The organism is Caproiciproducens galactitolivorans (assembly GCF_004768785.1).
Lineage (GTDB): Bacteria > Bacillota > Clostridia > Oscillospirales > Acutalibacteraceae > Caproiciproducens > Caproiciproducens galactitolivorans.
In genome coordinates this window covers 1-22,008 of sequence record NZ_SRMQ01000005.1, presented here as the reverse complement: position 1 = coordinate 22,008, position 22,008 = coordinate 1, and the positions used below count along the sequence as shown (strand labels likewise).

The following is a 22,008-nucleotide window of genomic DNA, read 5'->3' as shown; positions in this document are numbered from 1 at the left end:
CGTCCGCCTACGGCCAAATTTAGGCAGACGTTTTTTGACACAGATCCGGGTTCAGAAGCGCGCTGAATGCTCCCAGCTTGGATTTTGTAACCGCTATGTACACTTCGTGAATTTCCGTTTTCCGGCTTCCGATACATACGGTCAGTTTATCCGGCTTAAACGCGGGAAGAAGCCCGGTGCCGGAAACGGACTGATAAGGAACCAAACGGATTTTTTTATTCTCCTTTGGTATGATTTCTGTTATGCAGTCTTCACACACCACAGCAACCGGGGCATTTGAAAACGGCTCTTTCAGCGTATTCCCGGTATCCACCTTCGCTGAACAGGAAACGGTCCTGCCATTCATATCGATTTGAATGGTGCAGAACAGGTCTTCCGGGGCCTGCCGCCCGGTTATGCGATGAATGAGCCGGATGATGAAATAACAGATAACGGTCATCCCCACTAGAAACAGCGGTGAAATATTGAAGTAGACAACCGAATTTTTTATAATTAGCCCCTGAGGGGCGAAAAAATACCACAATGCAATCATGAATCCCGCAAAGGAAAAGCTGATGACGTAAAACGCAGCGAGTTCACGCAGAAAGGATTTCAGCCCGGCAAGCGGATACGCCGCCAGAATAATGAGCGCCGACATTGCCATCTTTAATAAAAATGAAAAAAACATCGGAATTTCCGGCAGTAAAATCGAAAGGGAACCAACAGCGCCCAAAGAAGCGGCAAGGAGAAGGCGCGAACGTTTTACCGGAAGCGACAGAAGCTTTGAAACAGCAAGCAATAAAAAATAATTGATAAAAAGATTTACGCCGACCAGAATATCTATGTAAATCTTCTGCTTCAAAGAGGATCCCTCCCTGCGATAAAGTTATTATAGCGGTATAAGGTCAAACATTGTGTCAAATATTGTATTGGAACAAGAATTAAAAATACCGGCTTCGGGAAGAAGCCGGCAGATCGGTAATTACTGTTGGTTCTGATTTTGGAATTTTTGCTTTGCTTGCTGGATTTTCTGCTGTTCCGCAGCGGGCGTCGGATACCAGCCGCGTTTTTTCATGTCGTCAAAAACTTCGGCTTGGATTTTGTGCTCATCTTCAAGAATACGCATGAATTCGTCTCTGATATTCGGGGTCGCGCACTCATTTGCAAACGAATTATAGGTTTCTGTCACATGTTTCTGGGAAGTCAGGACATCGGTCAAAATCTCCTTATCCTGCATCTGAGCGCCGCTGGACTGTGAATTGCTCGATTGTGAATTGTTCATGTTCCCACTCCTTAACTCAAAAAGTTTAAAAGCCTGTCATAATGTTCCTGATGCCGGCTCGCAATGGAATTGCATTTCTGCTTGATATCCGAATCCGAGCACATCTGGGAGTAGGCTTTAAACTTTGTGATAAGAAGCTTTTCGTTACTAAGCTGGTCCTCAATTGCGGACAGCTCCTTTTCCGTTAACGCCAATTGTAACACACTCCTTTTTATTTGGTTTTCTTAGTTTTCCGCATTCCCAAATAAATATACGTCGCTATTATGATTTCAGGCACTTCTATGTAGCCTCACGTTGTTCCTGAGCAAAATCAAGGCCAAAGCTAATAGACAAAGCCTGATCGACCTGTGACATGCACGTATTATCAAGGCGCCCCATGCGCTCCTTCAGTCTGTGCTTATCGATTGTACGAACCTGTTCCAGCAATACGACGGAATCTTTCGCAAGTCCGGTGGTTTCCGCGTTCAGCATAATATGCGTTGGAAGATTGGCTTTCGACCGCTGGCTGGTAATGGCCGCCGCAATTACGGTTGGACTGAACCGGTTTCCAACATCATTCTGAACAATCAGAACCGGACGGACACCGCCCTGCTCAGAACCGACGACAGGGCTTAGGTCAGCATAATAGATATCGCCTCTTCGAATATTCACCACTTTCACACTCCGCATAATTTATGATATAGTTTCTGCCAATATTCTTGACATTGCTGAATGGTTTTATTCATAGGCAGTCCCTAACACATAATATTATTTATCTGTGCCTGATGACATAAATATAAAACAAAAAGGTGTAACAGACGTTACACCTTTTTTCTTTATTGTGATTATAAAATTTAACGGATAAATTTGTTTCAGGAATAACGAGCGTTTGGATATCCCCTGTATTTTTATCGACGGTGATCGTGAAGTCCTTATCCTCAAAAGTTCCGGTGAAGCTTCCATCTGCGCCCGAAGTCAAGGAATCGCTTCTCTCCGCATAATCCAGAACCTTAACAAGAACGGATGCAAAGGCCGTATCCGGCAGCACGCAGTCCTCGCTCTTCGCACAAAGGTCCTTGTATGAAATGGAAAAGCCGTCCCCGTCCCAATCAAAAGACAACCCATCTAAATCCCCGCTTAAAACCTGAACGCTTGCCCTGCCCGGCGCGGTACGGCTCAGATTGCAGAGGAACTGTTCTCCGTTGGTGTTTACATCGGCTTTGCATTGAAAAGAAAAATGAATCTCGGCTGCTTGCACCGTTGGCGAAGAACAAGCGGCAAGCGGCAAAACCAGAACAAGAAAAGCGAAAATACAAAATATTCGGCGCATGGCTGTACATTCTCCGCAAAAAAATATTGAGCGCCGCGGTATTTCGCGGAAAACAGGCGGCTTTACTGCTCAATTTCCAAGAACAGCCCCGGAAGCATATCAAGGATGTCGGTCGGCAGCATCGCGGTTTTGGAAAATTCTTTGGCACATCGGTCGCCGGCAGCTCCGTGAAGGTAAACCGCACCAACCGCCGCCTTTACCGGGTCCATCCCCTGCGCGGCAAAGGAAGCAAGCATGCCCGCCAGCACATCACCGCTGCCGCCTTTTGCCATTCCGGCATTCCCCGTCATATTCAAATGCGCCATCCCGTTTGGTTCCGCAATGATCGTGCCGGCTCCTTTAAGCACCAAAATCACATTGTGCTCCTTCGCAAAATCCCGGGCGTATGCAAGCCGATGTGCCTGCACGTCTTTTGCTGAAGTTTGAAGCAGGCGGGCCATTTCGCCGGGGTGGGGCGTCAATATGACCGGAACCTGGACTGTTTTCAATATATTTATATTCTCTGCTAGTATGTTTATGCCATCTGCGTCAACAATGAGCGGTACTTGTGATTTGGAAATCAACTCCAGGACAAGCTCCGTTGCCTGTTTGCTTTGTCCAAGCCCGCACCCGATCAGGCAGGCGCTTGCCGAGGAAAGGGCATAAAACAGGGCTGTGAGGCTGTCGTTCTGCAAATTTCCTCTGTGATCATAATCAAGCAAAGTATAAATCGGTTCAATTACCTGAGAAGCGACAATCGGATAAATCGACCTGGGCAAAGCTACGTTTACCAAACCGGCCCCGCAGCGGACAGCGGCTTTTGCGCTCATTACGGCCGCCCCCGCCATTCCGTCGCTCCCGCACAGGCACAGCAGGCGACCATAATCCCCTTTGTTGCTTTCCTGGTTCCTTGGCGTAAAATACGAACGGACGTCGGCCTGCTCCGTAACCTCAAGGGAATGCTCCTGCGAATTGATCAGATCCGAACGGATACCGATCGGCGCAACGGCGATTTCCCCGCAGTATTCCTGTGCAGGCCGAATCATATGTCCGTTTTTCAAAGTGGAAAACGTAACCGTATAATCCGCTTTGATGCATTCCCCTTCCACAGCGCCGGTTTCACAGTTGGCCCCACTTGGCATATCCACAGCGATGACGGTCGCGGAGGAATGGCGCACCGAATGGAAAAGCGGAAGTAGGTTTTCTGCGGCGGAACCATGAAAACCCGTTCCGTAAATTGCATCCAGAATAAAATCCGCTCCGCTTACCAGCAGATGGACAGTACCCGCATTGTCCGCATAATGAACAATACGCACCGCTGTGTCGCTCAGACGAGAAAACATAGTTTTGGCGATTTCCGTCACCGGGTATCCGTCCACAAGAACCACGGAAACCTGTGCGCCGTATTCAGAAAGAAGGCGGCCGGCAACAAACCCGTCCCCTCCGTTATTTCCCTTCCCGCAGAGAATAACCACCTTCTTATTGGTCAGGCTGAATTTTTTCCGCATAAAGCGAACGGCTGCGGCGCCGGCGTTTTCCATCAGCTCCAAATAACTCATTCCTGCGTCTACAGCCTTTTTTTCAAGCTCCTTCGACTGCTCACAATTTAATACCTTCATTGTTTTTTTCCTCCCCGATTACTACTGCGGAAGCATATTCTTTCGTATGCGTTACACTAACACGAAAGACGATTCCCCGGCTTTCCGCAATCCGCTGAGCTTCCCCGCTTAAACACAAATACGGTTCCCCACTACTTTTGCGTAGCAGCTCGACTTCGCTCAACGAAAACCCGCGCATTCCGGTTCCAAGCGCTTTGGAAAAAGCCTCTTTCGCACAGAAACTTGCCGCAACGCTCTGAACAGGAAATCCGCGCATCTCAAGCTGGGAATACTCGGATGTTCCCAGTATTCTCCTTAAAAAGCGCGGATTAGATATCGATTTTTGTATTCTTTTATTTTCGACCAGATCAATTCCTACCAAAAACATCAATTGCTACCTGCCTTGTGAGAAATGGCTTTATGGAAGTTAAAACCTTTTCATTCGGGCTGAACAGCACAAAGACATTTCCCTTCTGTGGATGGCGCGCTGTAAAGCACCACGCGTCCTCTCCTTTTTCGTTATCCGATGCATTGATGCGCTGCGCACCGGATTTAGCATGAGGATCCTTCGGGGTGTACTTCCCCAAAAACTCTATGTCGTGCGCATCCACGGAAAGAACATTTTTTCTTTTCCGGCGGTTAATAATCTTATCAATCGTAATGTCGCTGTTTGTTACGCTGTACTCGTATTCGATATTGCGGGAAGATAAAATAAAATACGCCGCGGCGATAAGTCCGATCAGTACAGGTAGAAGCAGGACAGGAGCCATGGCAAAAACCAGAAAAAGTATGATTGCAATACCAAGCAGGACGCCGACCCAAATGAGAATGTCCTTGCTTCCTTTTTTTCTCTTAACAAGCTGTTCAATAAAAATATCCATGCATATCTCCCCAACCATTATTACTCGTTATTGTAGCATAACCTTCTCCGGTTTGCAAGGACGAGCCGTGCCCGCGCCTTTATACATACCATATCTGCTCCGCATACTCCTGAATGGTTCTGTCGCTGGAAAACGCGCCCGCGTTGGCGGTATTCAAAAAGCATTTCTGGGTAAAACGGAAGCGATCCGCATAATCCTGAATTGCCTGAAGCTTTTTCTCGCAATAGGGCAGAAAATCATAAAGCAGGAAATAGGCGTCCGGTTGATGCCAGCTTGCGCCTATTAACAAGGAATCGAATAATTCTCTGAATATCTTCGTCCCGCCGTCGTCCAGTTCCCCACTGACCAGGCTGTCCACCACTCTGCGTACCCTTTCTTCACGCTGATAGATTTCTTTCGGGTCATAGAATGATTTTATCTTTTCTAATTCCTCAACGCGCGCGCCGAAGATATAATTATTCTCCTCCCCCGCCTGCTGCACAATTTCAATATTCGCCCCGTCATACGTCCCCAGCGTTACAGCCCCGTTGAGCATCAACTTCATATTTCCGGTTCCGGAAGCTTCCGTTCCCGCGGTTGAAATCTGCTCGGAAATATCCGCTGCGGGCATAATTTTTTCCGCATAGGAAACATTGTAATTTGAAAGAAAAACGACTTTCATCTTGTCGTTTACTTCCGGGTCATTATTGATTTGATTAGCAATCTCGTTGATAAACTTGATAATCCCCTTCGCACGGAGATAACCGGGGGCTGCTTTCCCGCCGAAAAGAAAAGCCGTCGGCTGGAAGTTTTGAATTCTCCCTTCCTTAATCCCGTAGTAAATATCCATGATGGAAAAAGCGTTTAACAATTGACGCTTATATTCGTGCATCCGTTTTACCTGAACGTCAAAAAGAAAGCTCGGATCCAGTTTGATTCCTTCCTGCCCTTCAATATACTCCACTAGCTGGCGCTTCTTAATCTGCTTGATTTCCGCAAACTGCCGAATCATTTCCGGATCATCTTTATATCTTTCCAGATTCTTTAATTTATTAAGATCGGTCAGCCATCCGCTGCCGATTTTCTCAGTAATGAACCCGGACAGTTCCCGGTTGCTGAGCGCAAGCCAGCGCCGCTGTGTAATCCCGTTTGTTTTATTGTTGAACCGCTGGGGGTAAAGGGCATACCATTCTTTCAGCGTATTATTTTTCAAAATTTCCGTGTGAATTTTTGCAACACCGTTGACCGAATGCGTGGCAAACACCGCCAGACTTGCCATATGGATTTGATTGTTTTCATCGATAATACGATACTCTCCCCGCTCGTCTTCGGGAATCCCCATTTTCGCAAGTTCTTTAACCAGAGCCTTGTCGATCATTACAACATAACGGTACACGTTCGGAATGACGCTCTTAAAAAGACTGACATCCCATTTTTCCAAGGCTTCCGACATGATCGTATGGTTTGTATAGGCAAACATCTGCCTAGCAAGCTTTAACGCTTTCGAAAAAGTGACTCTCTCATTTGTAACCAAAAGGCGTATGAACTCCGGAATCGACACAACCGGATGCGTATCGTTCAACTGCACGGCGTATTCATCCGGAAAATGTGAAAAGTTGTTCCCATACCTTTTTTTATAGCTACATATCATATCCTGCAGGGAGGCGCTGGTAAAGAAATACTGCTGTTTCAGGCGGAGCTTTTTCCCCTTCAAAGAGGAATCATTCGGATACAATACACTAGAAATCGCCTCCGCTTCATTCCGCTCCCGAACCGCCATTTCGAATTTCTGATCATTGAAGAGTTGGAAATCAAAGGGATGAATGGGTTCCGCCTGCCAAAGGCGAAGCGTATTGATCATTTGCGCCCCGTAGCCAATTACCGGCATATCATATGGCACTGCGTAAACCGTCTGGTTCTTAAACCGAACGGTTACTTTTTCCTCTTCGCGCCGCAACGACCATGGATCGCCAAACCGTTGCCAATCATCTACAACTTCTTTCTGGAAGCCATTTTCAAAATACTGCTTAAATAGGCCGTAGCGATAACGGATTCCATATCCGTTGAGGGGAATCTCCTTTGTGGCCGCGGAATCGAGGAAACAGGCGGCAAGCCTGCCAAGCCCACCGTTTCCAAGGGCGGCGTCTTCTACTTCTTCCAAAACTTGAACATCGACATTGTGTTCATGAAACAATTCCGAAAGCGTGTTTAAAAGGCCTAAATTCATCAGATTGCTGTAAATCAGCCGGCCGGTTAAGAACTCAGCAGAGAAATAACAGGCTTTTTTCCCTGGTACCGGGACTTCCCATTTTGCTGTTACCTGCTTCATGGCAGCTTTTGTAATTGCATGATATAGCTCAACGGTACTTGCCTGCTGAACTGTTTTCCCATACTCCAATTCCAGCAACAAGATAACGTCGTTTTTAAATGTGTTCATATTCTTCTCCCATAATAAAATCACCGGTCATAAACAACGGTTAAACGCTCCAGCTTTTTCGCAAGTTCCCGGTTAAGCTCATTTTTCCCCAATCGCCAGCGCCAGTTATTGCCGATTGTCGAAGGGAAATTCATTCTTGCGCCGGCAGGCAGCATTAAAATATCCTGCGCCTGTAAAATAACCGTATCCGCCACGCTTGCATATAAAGCGCATATAGCAGCCTGCGGCAGTTCTTTTTTCTTTTTCACATGAAGGTATTCTTTGGCGAATTTCAAATGTTTTCTTTTCAAGCTGTCAAAAAAACCGACAAGGGTATTATTATCATGCGTCCCGGAATAGGCCACCAAATTGTTGGTATAATGGCAGGGCAAATGCTCGTTTTGAGGGTCCCCTTCAAAAGCGAACTGCAAAACCCGCATTCCGGGATAGCCTGTTTTTTTCAGAAGGAGTTTTACTTCCGGCGCCACAACGCCCAAATCCTCCGCAATAATTCTTGTTTTCCCTACGGAGGAATTTATCGCGTTCGTAAGCTTCAGACCGGGGCCCGTTTCCCAGATTCCGTTAACCGCCGTTGTTTCCCCCGCCGGAATAGCATAATACTGCACAATGCCGATAAAATGGTCGATTCGGATCTTGTCATAGATTTTTGCCGAATACTCCATCCGTTTTTTCCACCAGTCAAAGCCCTGCCGCTCCATTGCTTCCCAATCATACAGCGGATTACCCCAAAGCTGTCCCTTTTTTGAAAAGGCATCCGGCGGAACGCCGGAAACTTTTACCGGCCTGCGCCGAGCGTCCAATTGGAACAATTCGCTGTGCGACCATACATCCGCGCTGTCCATAGCGACATAAATCGGGATGTCACCTATCACTTTTATATCGTTATGATTTGCATAATCCTTTACCTTCTTCCACTGTTCAAAAAATTTAAATTGCAAAAACTTCCAAAATTCGGTTTCGTATTTTAACTCTTTTTCGTATTTCCGAATGGCGGAAACTTCATAAAAGCGGATGTCTTCCGGCCAGAGCCACCACGCCTGCTGATCAAAATGGAATTTCAGCGCCATATAGAGGCTGTAATCATTCAGCCAATATGCATTTTCCCCGCAAAATACTTCGTATTCCTGTGTGGCTGAATGTCTGCTTCTGTTATAGGCCATGCGCAAAAGCTTATACCGCGATGCAAAAAGGGAGGAATAATCCACTTCATTCCGGTTTCCCCAGTTAAACGCCCCGGCCTCCTCTTTCGTTATCAATCCTTCCTCAATTAAAATGTTCAAGTCGATAAAATAAGGATTCCCCGCAAAAGCTGAAAAAGACTGGTAAGGGCTGTCCCCAATACTCGTAGGGCCAAGTGGGAGAATCTGCCAGTACTTTTGCCTGGCGCTTTTTAAAAAATCAAGAAAACGGAAAGCCTCGCTTCCAAAAGCACCTATGCCATAATCGGAAGGCAGACTGCTTACCGGGAGCAAAATTCCTGAACTTCGCTTATTTTGTTTGTGTTTGACGGTATCAGGCATGAATATCAGCCCCTTGTTTCGAAAAATAACGAAAATATCACCTTATAATAACAAGGTGGATAATGAATGTCAAATGCATAATATTCAAAATTTCTTTTTTCTATTTTATAATTCCAATTTTTTATTGTATGATTTCAAATAGGTTGCGGAATGATTCCCGCTTAGGAATAAAATAAATGAGGGATTGCAGTGGTCACAATAAAAGACATTGCAAATAAGCTGGGAGTTTCGATCAGCACCGTGTCCAAAGGGCTTAACGGCGCCGACGACATCAGCGAAGAAATGCGGCAAATGGTGCTGGATACCGCTGTGGAAATGGGGTACGCCCCAAAAAGGGGAAAGAAACCCGGAAAACGCAGGGTCTGTATTTTAATTGAAAACTTGGAATACGAAAATATTGACCAGTTCGGTTATGAAATCGTCCTTGGCTTTAAACTCAGCGCGGTTCGGCACCATTGCGAGGTTTCCGTAATCCCCACGAACTTGAACCTGCTGACGCGGGAAAAATACGATTGCTTTATGCTAAAGAACGGCTTCAGCGGGGCTTTTCTTTTAGGCTTTGCCCTTCACGACGATTATATCCAACAGTTGAATAAAACGAATGTGGCTACCGTTTTGCTTGATAACTACAATCCCAACCCGTTTGTCGGCTATGTCGGTACTGACGGATATCATGGCATCGACATGGCGATAAAACATTTACACGACTATGGGCATAAAAAGATTGCCCTTCTGAACGGCTCAAAGAACTGCATGGTAACGAATGACCGCCGCCTTGCGTTCCTTCAAGCTATGGAACGGTATTCTTTAAAAGCCGATCCAAAGCTGATCGCCAACGGGTATTATGTGGCGGACTGTGCAAAGGATTATGTGAGTACGTTTCTTAATCATGGGGCGACCGCCATCATGTGCGCTAGCGATTTAATCGCGTCCGGCGTATTATATGAGCTGAAACGCCTTGGCGTCCGGGTTCCAAGGGACGTGAGCGTGGTTGGTTTTGACGACCTTCCGATTGCGCGGCGCCTTTCCCCCTCGCTTACCACAATACGCCAGGACCGTCTCTCCCTCGGGAAAAGCGCGTTCATGATGCTTGAAGAATTGATCAACGGCATTAACATCAGCAAGGTTCTGCTGAAGCCAGAACTGATTGTCCGCGATTCGACAGGCCCGAATCCGAAATTATAAGGTTGTACTTGCAATCTTCGCATGAAGATGATATAGTATTTAATTAATATAACACGATGATGAAGGAAGTAACTGTTTATCCCGCCTGCCAAGAGAGGGTGCGTCACGGCTGAAAGCGTGCCTGCAGATGCTAACAGCGAAGTTCCCTTCGGAGTGGCACGGCTGAAATAGCAGTAGGTTGTGACGGCAGGCACCGTTAGAGGCCCCAAAAGAATCAATTAGGGTGGTACCACGGAGGTTTCGTCTTCGTCCCTTTGGGACGGGGGCGTTTTTTAATTCCAATGGAAAGTTTCTAACTGAAAGGAAGATTATGCTATGAAGCAGGAGCTTGAGGCAATTCGCGAAAGAGCAGTGCGTGAATTGAATGAAGCAAAAGGGCAGCAGGTTCTGGAAAATCTGCGAATAAAATACCTCGGTAAAAAAGGAGAACTCACCTCCATTTTAAAACAAATGGGCAGCCTTTCGGCGGAAGAACGCCCGAAAATCGGGCAACTGGCCAACGAAGTGCGCTCTTTTATAGAGAAAGATTTAGTAAAACGCGCAGCCGAAATAAAAGAAGCCGAAATGCAAAAAAGGTTGGAAAGGGAAAAAATCGACGTTACCCTGCCGGGAACCCGCCGCGAACTCGGTGCAAAGCATCCGCTGAGCATTGAGCTTGACACCATAAAAGAAATTTTTATCGGCATGGGTTTTGAAATCGTGGAAGGCCCTGAGGTCGAATACGATTATTATAATTTCGAAGCGCTGAATATTCCGAAAGACCATCCCGCGCGCGACACACAGGATACTTTCTACATCAATGACAATATTCTTCTGCGCACACAAACCTCCCCGGTTCAGGTACGCGTGATGGAAAAGCAAAAACCGCCTATCCGCATTATTTCCCCCGGCCGGGTTTACCGTTCCGACGCTGTGGACGCTACCCACTCCCCCCTCTTCCATCAGATTGAGGGTTTAGTGGTTGACAAGGGAATCACTTTTGCGGATTTGAAGGGAACCCTCGAAACCTTTGTGAAACGCATGTATGGCGAAGATTCCGTTGTGCGTTTCCGTCCGCACCACTTCCCATTTACCGAACCGTCCGCCGAAGTGGATGTACAATGCTTCAACTGCCACGGAGAAGGCTGCCGCCTTTGCAAGGGCGAAGGATGGATTGAAATTCTCGGCTGCGGCATGGTTCATCCGAAGGTGCTTTCCAACTGCGGCATCGACCCGGAGGTATACAGCGGCTTTGCGCTCGGCATGGGACTGGAACGCGTAGTCATGCGGAAATACAACATTGACGATTTACGCCTTTTCTACGAAAACGACGTACGTTTCCTGAAGCAATTTTAAGGGGGCCTGAATAATGAATCTTTCTATGAGATGGTTAAAAGAATTTGTAACGCTGGAGGAAATGCCGATCCGGGATTTCGCCGAGGCGATGACGATGAGCGGCTCCAAAGTAGAGGGCTGGGAAGTCGAAGGCAGCGAAATTGAGAATGTTATTGTCGGCAAGGTGCTTTCTCTGAATAAGCATCCGGATTCCGATCATTTATGGATTACACAGATTGACGTTGATTCCTGTGAACCTATTCAAATTGTCACCGGCGCGCAGAATCTAAAAGTCGGCGACATAGTTCCCGTTGCCATGCATAATTCCACTCTTCCGGGAGGTAAAAAAATTAAAAAAGGCAAACTGCGTGGCGTGGAAAGCAATGGCATGCTTTGCTCGTTAGGCGAACTGGGGCTTACAAAGCATGATTTTCCCTATGCCATTGAGGACGGCATTTTCGTTTTGCAGGAGGATTGCAAGCTGGGGCAGCCGATCTGTGAGGCGCTCGGCTTTAACGATACAAAGGTGGAGTTCGAAATCACCTCGAACCGCCCGGACTGCTTCTCCGTCATCGGGCTTGCGCGGGAAGCCGCCGCTACTTTCGACAAACCGTTAAAGCTGCACAAGCCCGTTGTGAAAGCGGGAAACGGCTCCTGCAAGGGAATGCTGGACATAAAAGTCGAGGAGCCCGAGCTATGCCCCATTTATTCCGCGCGCGTTGTAAAAAATGTGCGTGTAAAGCCGTCGCCGCGCTGGATGCGCGAGCGCCTACGCGCCATGGGTGTACGCCCTATTAATAATATCGTCGATATTACGAATTACGTTATGCTGGAATACGGCCAGCCGATGCATTCTTTTGATATTCGTTTCATCGACGAAGGGAAAATCCGTGTGCGCCGCGCAAAAGACGGCGAAAGCATCACCACGCTTGACGGCGTTGAGCGGAAGCTGACTCCAAAAAACCTTGTCATTGCCGACGCAAACAAACCGATTGCCATTGCCGGCGTAATGGGCGGCGAGTACAGCGGGATTATGGACGACACAACCGCCATCGTTTTCGAATCCGCCTGCTTCAACGGGGCTTCCGTGCGTACAACCGCCAGGAACCAGGGCATGCGCACAGACGCTTCCTCCCTGTACGAAAAAGGGCTTGACCCGAACAACTGCCTACCCGCTCTTGAGCGCGCGTGCGAGCTGGTGGAATTGTTGGACGCGGGCGATGTTTTGGATGACGTGATTCTGGACGACCATTCCCACAGGAAACCCAAAAGAATCCATCTGGACGCCGATTGGATCAATCATTTCCTCAATATAAACCTGAGCGCCGACCAGATGAAAGCGATCCTTGCCAAACTGGGCTGCGAATTTGACGGTAACGATATTTTGGTGCCAACCTTCCGTCCTGATCTGGAGCATAAAGCCGACATTGCGGAGGAAATCGCCAGATTTTACGGTTACAACAAAATTCTCTCAACGTCCCTCAGCGGCGGCGCGCAGGGAAAATATTCCCCGCGCCAGAAATTCAACCGCGCCATCAGCGATACCATGCTTGCGCTCGGCGCCAGCGAAATTATGACGTATTCTTTTATCAGCCCGAAATACTACGATAAAATCCGCATGCCCGCCGATTCCCCGCTTCGCAAGTCCATTACCATTTCCAATCCGCTCGGGGAAGATACCAGCATCATGCGCACAACCGCCCTTCCCTCCATGCTGGAAGTGCTTTCCCGCAACTTTAATAACCGCAACGCGGAGGCGTGCCTGTTTGAGCTGGCCAGCGAATATATTCCGACAACCGACGATAAGTTGCCAATCGAAAAAACCAGCCTGATTGTTGGAATGTACGGAAATAAATCGGATTACTTTACCGCGAAGGGTATGGCAGAGCAGCTTTTGGAAAAACTTAGTGTATACGATTATGAAATTGAAGCTTCATCCGAAGAAACAAGCTTCCACCCCGGCCGCTGCGCCGTTCTGAGCATTGACGGGCATCGTCTGGGTGTTATTGGTGAAATTCACCCGAAGGTTGCTGAAAATTACGGCATTGATGAAAGGGTTTATTGCTTTTCATTGGATGTTGAGCTGATGTTCCAATACGCGAAAACAGAGAAAACGTATGTGCCGCTACCGAAATTTCCGGCTGTTACCCGCGATCTTGCGCTGATTTGCGACGACAGCATTCCTGTTTTAACGCTTGAAAAGGCAATTGTCCGCGGCGCGGGAAATCTGCTGGAAAACATTAAACTGTTCGATGTCTACAAGGGAGAACAGATTGACGCAGGCAAAAAGAGCGTTGCATTCAGTATTGTTTTACGTTCTTTAACCGAAACACTTACCGAAGAACGCGTAAGCGGAATCATCAAAAAAACAATAAATGAACTTGAAAAAGTGGGGGCCAGATTGCGCTCTTAAACATGTGTTCACAAAATAGTTCTTGAAATTATTGTATGTATGTTGTATGATGACATTGTTGGAGGTGTTTCCATGCTTGATAAAACAATGACCTTTTCACTCGGTAACGACCGTGAAGAGGATATTAAAAAAACACTCACCCAGGTGTACGATGCTTTGAAAGAAAAGGGGTACAACCCCATCAGCCAAATTGTTGGCTATATTCTTTCGGAAGATCCCACATATATTACTACACACAATAATGCGCGCAGCCTGATCCGCAAAATTGATCGCGACGAGTTGTTACAAGTATTATTAAAATCGTATTTAGGTGAGTAAATCACAGCACTTGTAAAGAAGCACTTATCATATGAATCGAATAATAAGGAGGACACTTTTGAATGAATGACTCTAAGGAGAGCACACCTCAGTTTCCAACCTATAAGGGCAAACCGTTGGTGCGCTGCGGTGATGTGATTTATTACGGAAGCATGAAAGATAAATATGTTGTCCGGCTTGAAATCAAAAGCAAAAAAAAAGTTAAGGACATGGACGTTGCCGATAAAGTAACCATTCAACTAATGTATACCGACCAAAACATCCGCGCACGGAAACAGATTGTAAAATCCAGCGAAAAAGAAGGATTATATTTAGCGATGGATATTGCGGACGCATGGCTTACAAGGGCTTTGGCTGAATAACAATAGATAAAAGGCGATACGGAATAACCGTATCGCCCTTTTCATGCTTCTTTATTTTCCGATGTCGTGCCGGAAATGCGCGCCTTCGAAATGGATTTTATCTACTGCTTCATACGCCTTCCGCAACGCTTTCTCCAGCGTTTTTCCTAAAGCAGTAACGCCGAGCACACGCCCGCCGTTGGTATAAAACGCACCGTCTTTGCAGCTGGTTCCCGCATGGTATACGGTGGCGCCTTCCACCTGCCCGTTTTCGTCCAGTCCGGTTATTTCAAGCCCCTTGGCGTATTTTCCCGGGTAGCCGCCGGAAGCCATTACTACACAGGCACAGGCGTCGCTGCTCCACTCGATGGGCTGTTCTTCCAAGCGGCCGTCAATCACAGCGTTCAGAATATCGACAAAATCCGTTTTTAAACGCGGCAGCACAACCTGCGCTTCCGGATCACCGAAACGGGAATTGTATTCAATTACCTTCGGCCCGTCCTTTGTCAGCATTAGGCCAAAGTACAGACAGCCCTTAAACATCCTTCCCTCCGCGTTCATCGCTTGTATTGTGGGAAGAAAAATTGTATCCATACAGAGCTTGGCGATTTCTTCGGAATAGTAGGGGTTCGGGCTGACCGTTCCCATTCCCCCGGTATTCAGGCCCTTGTCGTTGTCAAGGGCACGCTTGTGATCCTTCGAGGAGACCATCGGTTTGACGCATTTGCCGTCAGTGAACGCTAAGACAGACACTTCCGGCCCCATAATAAATTCTTCGACGACAATCTGATTTCCGGAAGCGCCGAATACCTTGTCCTCCATAATGGATTTTACGGCATTCTCCGCTTCCTTGAAATCCGCGGCGATGATCACGCCTTTGCCAAGCGCCAGTCCGTCTGCTTTAATCACAATGGGATACTGCCCGTTCTTTCGGATATAGTCCAAAGCCTTGCCCGAATCGCTGAATACTTCGTAATTTGCAGTAGGAATATGATACCGCTTCATCAAATTCTTGGAAAACACCTTGCTGCTCTCGATGATTGCCGCATTGGAACGCGGTCCGAATGCACGGATTCCGTTTTCCTCCAGAGCGTCCACCATTCCGGCGGCAAGCGGGTCGTCCGGAGCAACAAACACCAGATCCATTTTCTTCTCTTTGGAAAACTTTACAACGCCGTCAATATCTGTTGCAGCAATATCCACACAGACTGCGTCCCGGGATATTCCTCCGTTCCCGGGCGCACAGTAGATTTCCGTTACTTTGGGGCTTTCCTTCAGCTTTCGGATAATTGCGTGCTCCCGACCTCCCCCGCCGATTACCAATATCTTCATCGCTTTCGCCTCAATTCCTTTTATTTACTTGTCAATTAATGGTGGAACAGCCGCACGCCGGTGAATGCCATGGCGATACCGTATTTATTGCAGGTGTCAATTACATGGTCGTCCCGAATAGAGCCGCCTGGCTGTGCAATATATTTCACGCCCGTCTTGTGCGCGCGCTCAATATTGTCGCCGAACGGGAAAAAGGCATCCGAACCAAGCGCAACATTCTGAAGGGTATCGAGCCACGCGCGCTTTTCTTCGCGGGTAAGCGGTTCCGGCTTTTCTGCAAACAAGTTCCGCCATGTGCCTTCCGCCAGAACATCCATATATTCCTCGGAAATATAAACGTCGATGGTATTGTCACGATCGGGACGGCGGATGCCTTCCTTAAACTTCAGACCAAGCACCTTCGGATGCTGGCGCAGGTACCAGGTATCCGCTTTATTGCCCGCCAGGCGTGTGCAGTGAATTCGGGACTGCTGCCCCGCACCCACGCCGATAACCTGACCGCCTTTCGCATAGCAGACGGAATTCGACTGCGTATATTTTAGCGTAATCAATGCAATCAGCAAATCGCGCTTTGCGTTTTCCGGAATGTTTTTATTCTCGGTAACAACATTTTCGAGCATTTGGTTGTCAATTTTAACTTCGTTGCGGCCCTGTTCAAAAGTAATTCCGAATACGTCCTTGCATTCAATCGGCTCCGGCCGGTAATCGGGATCGATCGCAACGACATTATAACTGCCCTTACGTTTGGATTTGAGAATTTCCAGCGCTTCATCCGAATAGCCCGGCGCGATAATGCCGTCAGAAACCTCGCGTGCGATCAGCGTTGCGGTTTGCACGTCGCAGGGATCGGAAAGGGCAATCCAGTCGCCGTAGGAGGACATCCGGTCCGCTCCTCTGGCCATGGCGTATGCGCTGGCCAAAGGGGAAAGATCAAGATCGTCTACAAAATAAATCTTCTTTAAGGTATCGGAAAGTTCGGTTGCCACCGCGGCGCCCGCCGGGCTGACATGCTTAAAGGAAGCCGCCGCAGGCAGCCCCGTCGCTTCCTTCAGCTCTTTCACAAGCTGCCAGCTATTGAAAGCGTCGAGAAAATTGATATAACCCGGTCTGCCGTTCAGCACCTGTACCGGCAAATCTCCGCCGTCTTTTCTGTAAATGCGCGACGGCTTTTGATTTGGATTGCATCCATATTTCAACGTAAGCTCGTTTGCCATTTCAACCTCTCCTGTCATTGATTTTTATTTACGATCCGTGTTTCTGTCGCACCGGTTTCCAAATTGATGAACCGGGTAAAGAGTGAAACTTTATTGTCTTCGTTCAGGCTTTCCCATATTTTCCCGGTAAATTCGTCAATATCACCGGAAATGCCAACAAGCGTCGGTTCGCCTTCAAAAGACAGAAGCGGACTCCCGTCCCCGCAATAGGTATGGATAAAGTGCCCTTCTCCGCTGACAGGAGAAGTATATTCAAAGAAATAACGCTGTACGGAATCCGGATTGCCGTTTGCGCTTTTCAGAATGGAAAGCCGGTAATCCCCCGATTTATCCATAATACAGGAAATGCGGGGCGTATAATTCGGCCCGTCGGGTTCAAAAGTACGCGTGCGCAGGGCGTCGGCAAAAGACTTACCTTCTTTCATAAACGCATAGATCGTGTCCGTCTGGTCGCCGTTTGTAACAATTGTCGTACCATCCAACACCCGCACCGGAGAATAGATAATCAAAGAAGGATCAACCAGCTTGGCGGGATCAAACGCTTCAGTTCGGATACCCTCGCCGTCCTGAACAAAAATACGGTTGCGGCTGTTTTCGCTGCGGCCCATGATAAAATAAGCAATGACCGCACACGAACCGATTCTTCCAGCGACAATCCCCCGACCAGGGTAAGCATTTGCTTTCAGATTTTCTAAAAGGCATTGTTTTTTCATATCGAATCCTCCCGAATCTTAGTTTTCCCGTTATGAACCGTTATTTTCCCTTCGCAAAATAGAGCAACCGCTTTAGGAAGCAGTATCCATTCGGCCTGTTCCATCACCCTGCGCTGGAGAATTTCGGGCGTATCACCCTCAAGCACCTTCACCGCTTTCTGCAAAATAATCGGACCACCGTCACAGACCTCATTGACAAAATGTACTGTCGCGCCAGTCAGCTTTACGCCCCTTTCAAGCACCGCCCTATGTACCCGCAGGCCATAAAACCCTGCGCCGCAAAACGACGGAATCAGCGACGGGTGAACATTTATGATCTTATTTTCATAATGACGGATAACGTTATCGCTGATTATAGTCATGAAACCAGCAAGAACAATCAAACCGATTTGATAGCGACCCAAAATTCGAAGCAGCGCCGCATCATAGTCTTCCTGGGTGGAATATTCTTTCCGGATGAGTGTTTCCGTTGGAATTCCGGCTTTTTTCGCGCGCTCCAGCGCGTAGGCCTCCGCCTTGCTGGAAATGACAACCGCAATTCTGCCGCCCAGTATCTCGGAACGGTTCTGGGCGTCAATCAGCGCCTGCAAATTCGTGCCGCCGCCGGATACCAGCACGGCAATATTCAACATAGGGATACCCCTTCCCCGCCGCTGACAACACTTCCGATGATATAGGCCTGTTCGCCCATGGAATTCAGCTCTTGAACCGCCGTATCGGCCTGGTTCTTCGAAACTGCCATACACATACCGATTCCCATGTTGAACGTATTGTACATTTCGCGTTCCGGAATATTCCCCTCACGCTGCAGCACGGAAAAGACCGGCAGCTTCGGCAGGGACGCAAGCTCAATTTTCGCAGTAGTATCCGGTTTAAGCATGCGTGGGATATTTTCAAAAAATCCGCCGCCGGTAATATGGGAAATTGCTTTGATACAGACTTTTTCCATCAGCGCAAGCACCGGTTTTACATAAATTTTTGTCGGCGTTAGAAGCTCTTCGCCAAGTGTATGACCGAATTCATCGATATGCATATTGATGTTCTTTTCACTAATATTGAAGATTTTGCGAACAAGCGAGAAACCGTTGGAATGGACGCCGGATGAGCGCAGGCCAATCAGTACGTCGCCCACTTCAATCTGCGATCCGTCGATTATTTTTTCGCGATCCACTATGCCCACGGAAAAGCCGGCAAGGTCGTATTCGTCGACCGGATAAAAGCCGGGCATTTCTGCGGTTTCCCCGCCGATCAGCGCACAGTTGGACTGCACACAGCCTTCCGCCACGCCGGATACGATCTGCGCGACTTTTTCCGGGAAATTTTTCCCTACAGCAAGATAATCTAGGAAAAACAGCGGCTTTGCCCCGCAGCAAACCACATCGTTTACACACATGGCGACGCAGTCAATGCCAATGGTGTCATGCTTGTCCATTAAAAAAGCAATTTTCAGTTTTGTTCCCACACCGTCCGTGCCGCTCACGAATACAGGCGTTTTCATTCCCGACAGATCGGGCTGAAACAGGCCGCCGAAGCCGCCGAGCCCGGAAACAACGCCCGGTATGTTTGTACGCGCAACATGGCTTTTCATGAGTTCAACCGCTTTATATCCCGCAGTAACATCCACTCCGGCCGCCTTATAGCTGTCGCTGAAACTTTTCATTTTTATCCTCCCTACTCCTGTCACAGTTCCTGAACCTTTGCCTGTATTGCCGCGTCCTTCTGCGCAACGCCCTGTGCCATTTGCTTTTTCATTTCCACCAGCTTTGCGGCAAGGGTTTCATCGGAAAGAGCAAGGATTTGCGCAGCAAGAATGGCCGCATTGTCCGCGCCGTCAATTGCCACGGTAGCAACCGGAATGCCGCTTGGCATCTGTACGGTGGCTAAAAGTGCATCCAGCCCGTCCAGCGTTGACGACTTAATCGGAATCCCGATAACCGGAAGGGTCGTATGCGCGGCAAGTACGCCCGCCAAATGCGCTGCCTTTCCTGCCGCGGCGATGATGACGCCGAAACCGTTCTTCACAGCGGAAACGGAGAACTCCGCCGCTGCCTGCGGCGTCCTGTGAGCGGACATTACGTGTACCTCCATGGGAATGTCCAGTAATTTTAAACGCTTTACAGCGGCTGAAACGGTTGGAAAGTCGCTGTCACTACCCATAATAATCGCTGCCTTTTTTACACCCATCATTACACTCTCCTATTGTTTTCGTCGGCCCGTAAAAAGAACATAAAAAGAAGGCTGCACCCCACGAAAAGGCACAGCCTAAGCTTATGATAACAAACGGGATATTGGCGCAACTCGACAATGAATTCCTTGCATTTCAAAATTGCTGGAAACGGAAAATCCTGTCATTTGCGTTCCCTCCGACAACTTATGATATATTTATTGTAGGGGATTCAAACCTGAATTTCAATAGATGATCGTACGAAAAATTATTTTTGTACAGAACTATTGCTGTAAGGTATGAACCTCGGCATTACTTTGTATAATATGCCGCCGCTATTCTGCCGGTTTCGGTTCATCTGCGACCAATTCCTTTACGGAGGCTACCAAGCCGGCTATAGATTGGATATTGGAAGGAATAATAAGCTTTGTTGCTTTGCCATCGGCAGCCTTTGCAAATGCGTCTAGGCTCTTCAGGGCAATAACGCCGTCGCGCGGGTTTGCTTCGTTCAAAAGCTTGATACTGTCCGCGTAAGCCTGCTGTACCAGCAGGATTGCCTGCGCTTCACCCTGTGCTTCACGAATCTTGGATTCCTTCTTCGCTTCGGCACGCAGGATCGCGGATTCTTTTTCACCTTCGGCAATCAGAATCGCACTACTCTTTTCGCCTTCCGCCGTCAGGATCTGCGCACGGCGTTCACGCTCAGCCTTCATCTGCTTCTCCATAGATTCCTGAATTTCCTTCGGCGGGATGATATTCTTCAGTTCAACACGGTTTACCTTAATGCCCCAGGCATCGGTTGCCTCATCGAGGATAGTGCGGATTTTCGTATTGATTACGTCACGGGAAGTAAGCGTGTGATCCAATTCCAGCTCACCGATAATATTACGCAATGTCGTGGCGGATAAATTTTCAATTGCAGAAATCGGGCGTTCAACACCATAAGCATACAACTTCGGATCCGTTATCTGGAAATAAACAACTGTATCGATCTGCATGGTAACGTTATCCTTTGTAATAACAGGCTGGGGCGGGAAATCAATCACCTGTTCCTTTAAAGATACTTTTTTCGCAACCTTATCGATGAACGGAATCTTGAAATGAAGCCCGGTTAACCATGTGCTATTGTAGGCGCCTAAACGCTCAATAACATAAGAATGTGCCTGCGGAACGACCTTAATATTCGTAATAAAAATTATAATGACGACAATGATTAAAAATAACAAAATATAACCCATTAAAAAATCCTCCTTATTTATGGATGGGTGCTACAATCAGTTTTACTCCTTCAATGGAGTTGATTCGTACATTTTCTCCCGTTTGAATAATGGAACCGTCCTCGCTGCGCGCGGTCCAGATACTGCCACGGACTTTTACCTGGCCAACGCCGAGGGTATTATTGATTTCAGCAATGACAAGGCCTGTTTCACCAATATAGCGACCGGTATTCGTATCCTCCTTTTTAAAACGCATCAGTTTTCCAACAACCGGCCTCGTCGCTATTAATGTAACCGTCGTCACCCCAGCGAAGAAAACGGTTTGGAGCCACATCGGAGCGCCTAAAAGATTCGCAATCAGCGCGGCCACACCGCCTATTACAAACCAAATTGACACAAGCTGTGCGGTTAACCCTTCCAGAATTGCAGCAATAATGATTACTCCAAGCCAGATATACGGTAAATATGCTTCCATGTTACCACCCCTTTCCTGATTGTAGTTGCTATCTTATCACAAATCGGATTTCAACACAAAGACGGTAATAAGCTAAAAAAACCGAATTTAACGCATTTTCATGGAATCCGCCATACCGTCTTATGGAATCGAATCGGGGCGAAATGGCTCGAGTTGGTTCACATCCGCTTGATAATTTCTATTGTAGAAAAACATATAATCTTATAGCCCATTATACTATAGTTGGAAATAGGCTATGTCAAGAGAAGTTCGCAATTTGGGGACTCCACGAAATGAATTAAGCTGCGCTTAGCAGAAGTGTCTGAATCGATTTGGGATTCAAATATGCTCTGGAAACGGACCAGTCTTCAGCGTATTC

Annotated in this window: 23 protein-coding genes and 1 other annotated feature; of the genes, 5 read left to right on the top strand and 18 right to left on the bottom strand. The window is 47.6% G+C overall.

Translation table 11 applies throughout. From position 1 onward, the window contains the following. Positions 1–19 precede the first annotated feature (19 nt). The 10 genes from CAGA_RS06765 to malQ form a co-directional block, all read right to left on the bottom strand. On the bottom strand, positions 20–841 hold the full coding sequence (locus tag CAGA_RS06765) for a sigma-E processing peptidase SpoIIGA (protein ID WP_135659134.1): 822 nt from the start codon (positions 839–841) through the stop codon (positions 20–22). 120 nt (positions 842–961) lie between these two features. Continuing rightward, positions 962–1,261, bottom strand: a complete 300-nt coding sequence (locus CAGA_RS06760; protein WP_243112970.1) for a spore coat protein — start codon at positions 1,259–1,261, stop codon at positions 962–964. A gap of 11 nt (positions 1,262–1,272) precedes the next feature. Further along, complete coding sequence (locus CAGA_RS06755) at positions 1,273–1,455, bottom strand: spore coat protein (RefSeq protein WP_135659132.1); 183 nt, start codon at positions 1,453–1,455, stop codon at positions 1,273–1,275. An 85-nt stretch (positions 1,456–1,540) separates the two neighbouring features. Next, positions 1,541–1,930, bottom strand: a complete 390-nt coding sequence (locus CAGA_RS06750; RefSeq protein ID WP_407932243.1) for a type II toxin-antitoxin system PemK/MazF family toxin — start codon at positions 1,928–1,930, stop codon at positions 1,541–1,543. Between the two features lie 82 nt (positions 1,931–2,012). Then, positions 2,013–2,570 carry a hypothetical protein gene (locus CAGA_RS06745; RefSeq protein WP_135659127.1) on the bottom strand — a complete coding sequence of 186 codons (558 nt, stop codon included), beginning with the start codon at positions 2,568–2,570 and terminating at the stop codon, positions 2,013–2,015. Positions 2,571–2,632: 62 nt separating this feature from the next. Then, a complete protein-coding gene (locus tag CAGA_RS06740) occupies positions 2,633–4,168 on the bottom strand; it encodes an NAD(P)H-hydrate dehydratase (protein WP_135659125.1) in 1,536 nt (511 codons plus the stop codon). Further along, the gene (gene acpS / locus CAGA_RS06735) at positions 4,149–4,535 is read right to left on the bottom strand and encodes a holo-ACP synthase (RefSeq protein WP_135659123.1); all 387 of its coding nucleotides are present in this window, start codon (positions 4,533–4,535) and stop codon (positions 4,149–4,151) included. The genes CAGA_RS06740 and acpS overlap by 20 nt, the downstream gene beginning before the upstream one ends. Further along, complete coding sequence (locus CAGA_RS06730) at positions 4,516–5,028, bottom strand: DUF6106 family protein (RefSeq protein WP_135659121.1); 513 nt, start codon at positions 5,026–5,028, stop codon at positions 4,516–4,518. Before CAGA_RS06730 ends, acpS begins: the two co-directional genes overlap by 20 nt. A gap of 79 nt (positions 5,029–5,107) precedes the next feature. Beyond that, positions 5,108–7,444: a glycogen/starch/alpha-glucan phosphorylase gene (locus CAGA_RS06725; RefSeq protein WP_135659119.1), complete on the bottom strand. Its 2,337-nt coding sequence runs from the start codon at positions 7,442–7,444 to the stop codon at positions 5,108–5,110. Between the two features lie 20 nt (positions 7,445–7,464). Further along, positions 7,465–8,964 carry a 4-alpha-glucanotransferase gene (gene malQ / locus CAGA_RS06720; protein ID WP_135659117.1) on the bottom strand — a complete coding sequence of 500 codons (1,500 nt, stop codon included), beginning with the start codon at positions 8,962–8,964 and terminating at the stop codon, positions 7,465–7,467. A 189-nt stretch (positions 8,965–9,153) separates the two neighbouring features. Between malQ and CAGA_RS06715 the strand changes: the two genes are divergently transcribed. The 5 genes from CAGA_RS06715 (at position 9,154) to CAGA_RS06695 (ending at position 14,556) form a co-directional block, all read left to right on the top strand. Further along, positions 9,154–10,149, top strand: a complete 996-nt coding sequence (locus CAGA_RS06715) for a LacI family DNA-binding transcriptional regulator (protein WP_135659116.1) — start codon at positions 9,154–9,156, stop codon at positions 10,147–10,149. A 47-nt stretch (positions 10,150–10,196) separates the two neighbouring features. Next, positions 10,197–10,406: a binding site (T-box leader), on the top strand. 58 nt (positions 10,407–10,464) lie between these two features. After that, positions 10,465–11,484 carry a phenylalanine--tRNA ligase subunit alpha gene (pheS, locus tag CAGA_RS06710; RefSeq protein WP_135659113.1) on the top strand — a complete coding sequence of 340 codons (1,020 nt, stop codon included), beginning with the start codon at positions 10,465–10,467 and terminating at the stop codon, positions 11,482–11,484. A 13-nt stretch (positions 11,485–11,497) separates the two neighbouring features. After that, positions 11,498–13,876: a phenylalanine--tRNA ligase subunit beta gene (pheT, locus tag CAGA_RS06705; RefSeq protein WP_135659111.1), complete on the top strand. Its 2,379-nt coding sequence runs from the start codon at positions 11,498–11,500 to the stop codon at positions 13,874–13,876. Positions 13,877–13,948: 72 nt separating this feature from the next. After that, positions 13,949–14,194, top strand: coding sequence for an IreB family regulatory phosphoprotein (locus CAGA_RS06700; RefSeq protein ID WP_135659109.1), 246 nt, complete (start codon positions 13,949–13,951; stop codon positions 14,192–14,194). Positions 14,195–14,256: 62 nt separating this feature from the next. Beyond that, entirely contained in the window at positions 14,257–14,556 is a 300-nt protein-coding gene (locus CAGA_RS06695) for a hypothetical protein (RefSeq protein ID WP_135659107.1), read from the top strand. Positions 14,557–14,607: 51 nt separating this feature from the next. Here CAGA_RS06695 and purD read toward each other — a convergent pair whose 3' ends face one another. The 8 genes from purD to CAGA_RS06655 all read right to left on the bottom strand — a co-directional run bounded on the left by purD (position 14,608) and on the right by CAGA_RS06655 (position 21,650). After that, a complete protein-coding gene (purD, locus tag CAGA_RS06690) occupies positions 14,608–15,867 on the bottom strand; it encodes a phosphoribosylamine--glycine ligase (RefSeq protein WP_135659104.1) in 1,260 nt (419 codons plus the stop codon). A 35-nt stretch (positions 15,868–15,902) separates the two neighbouring features. After that, positions 15,903–17,081 carry a phosphoribosylaminoimidazolecarboxamide formyltransferase gene (locus CAGA_RS06685; protein WP_135659101.1) on the bottom strand — a complete coding sequence of 393 codons (1,179 nt, stop codon included), beginning with the start codon at positions 17,079–17,081 and terminating at the stop codon, positions 15,903–15,905. A gap of 14 nt (positions 17,082–17,095) precedes the next feature. Then, complete coding sequence (locus CAGA_RS06680) at positions 17,096–17,794, bottom strand: IMP cyclohydrolase (RefSeq protein ID WP_135659098.1); 699 nt, start codon at positions 17,792–17,794, stop codon at positions 17,096–17,098. Next, positions 17,791–18,426, bottom strand: coding sequence for a phosphoribosylglycinamide formyltransferase (purN, locus tag CAGA_RS06675; protein ID WP_135659096.1), 636 nt, complete (start codon positions 18,424–18,426; stop codon positions 17,791–17,793). Before purN ends, CAGA_RS06680 begins: the two co-directional genes overlap by 4 nt. Then, positions 18,420–19,454 carry a phosphoribosylformylglycinamidine cyclo-ligase gene (gene purM / locus CAGA_RS06670; protein WP_135659094.1) on the bottom strand — a complete coding sequence of 345 codons (1,035 nt, stop codon included), beginning with the start codon at positions 19,452–19,454 and terminating at the stop codon, positions 18,420–18,422. The genes purN and purM overlap by 7 nt, the downstream gene beginning before the upstream one ends. A gap of 20 nt (positions 19,455–19,474) precedes the next feature. Further along, a complete protein-coding gene (gene purE, locus CAGA_RS06665) occupies positions 19,475–19,981 on the bottom strand; it encodes a 5-(carboxyamino)imidazole ribonucleotide mutase (RefSeq protein ID WP_135659092.1) in 507 nt (168 codons plus the stop codon). A 312-nt stretch (positions 19,982–20,293) separates the two neighbouring features. Continuing rightward, entirely contained in the window at positions 20,294–21,196 is a 903-nt protein-coding gene (locus tag CAGA_RS06660) for an SPFH domain-containing protein (RefSeq protein ID WP_135659090.1), read from the bottom strand. Between the two features lie 13 nt (positions 21,197–21,209). Continuing rightward, a complete protein-coding gene (locus tag CAGA_RS06655; RefSeq protein WP_135659088.1) occupies positions 21,210–21,650 on the bottom strand; it encodes an NfeD family protein in 441 nt (146 codons plus the stop codon). Positions 21,651–22,008: the final 358 nt, after the last annotated feature.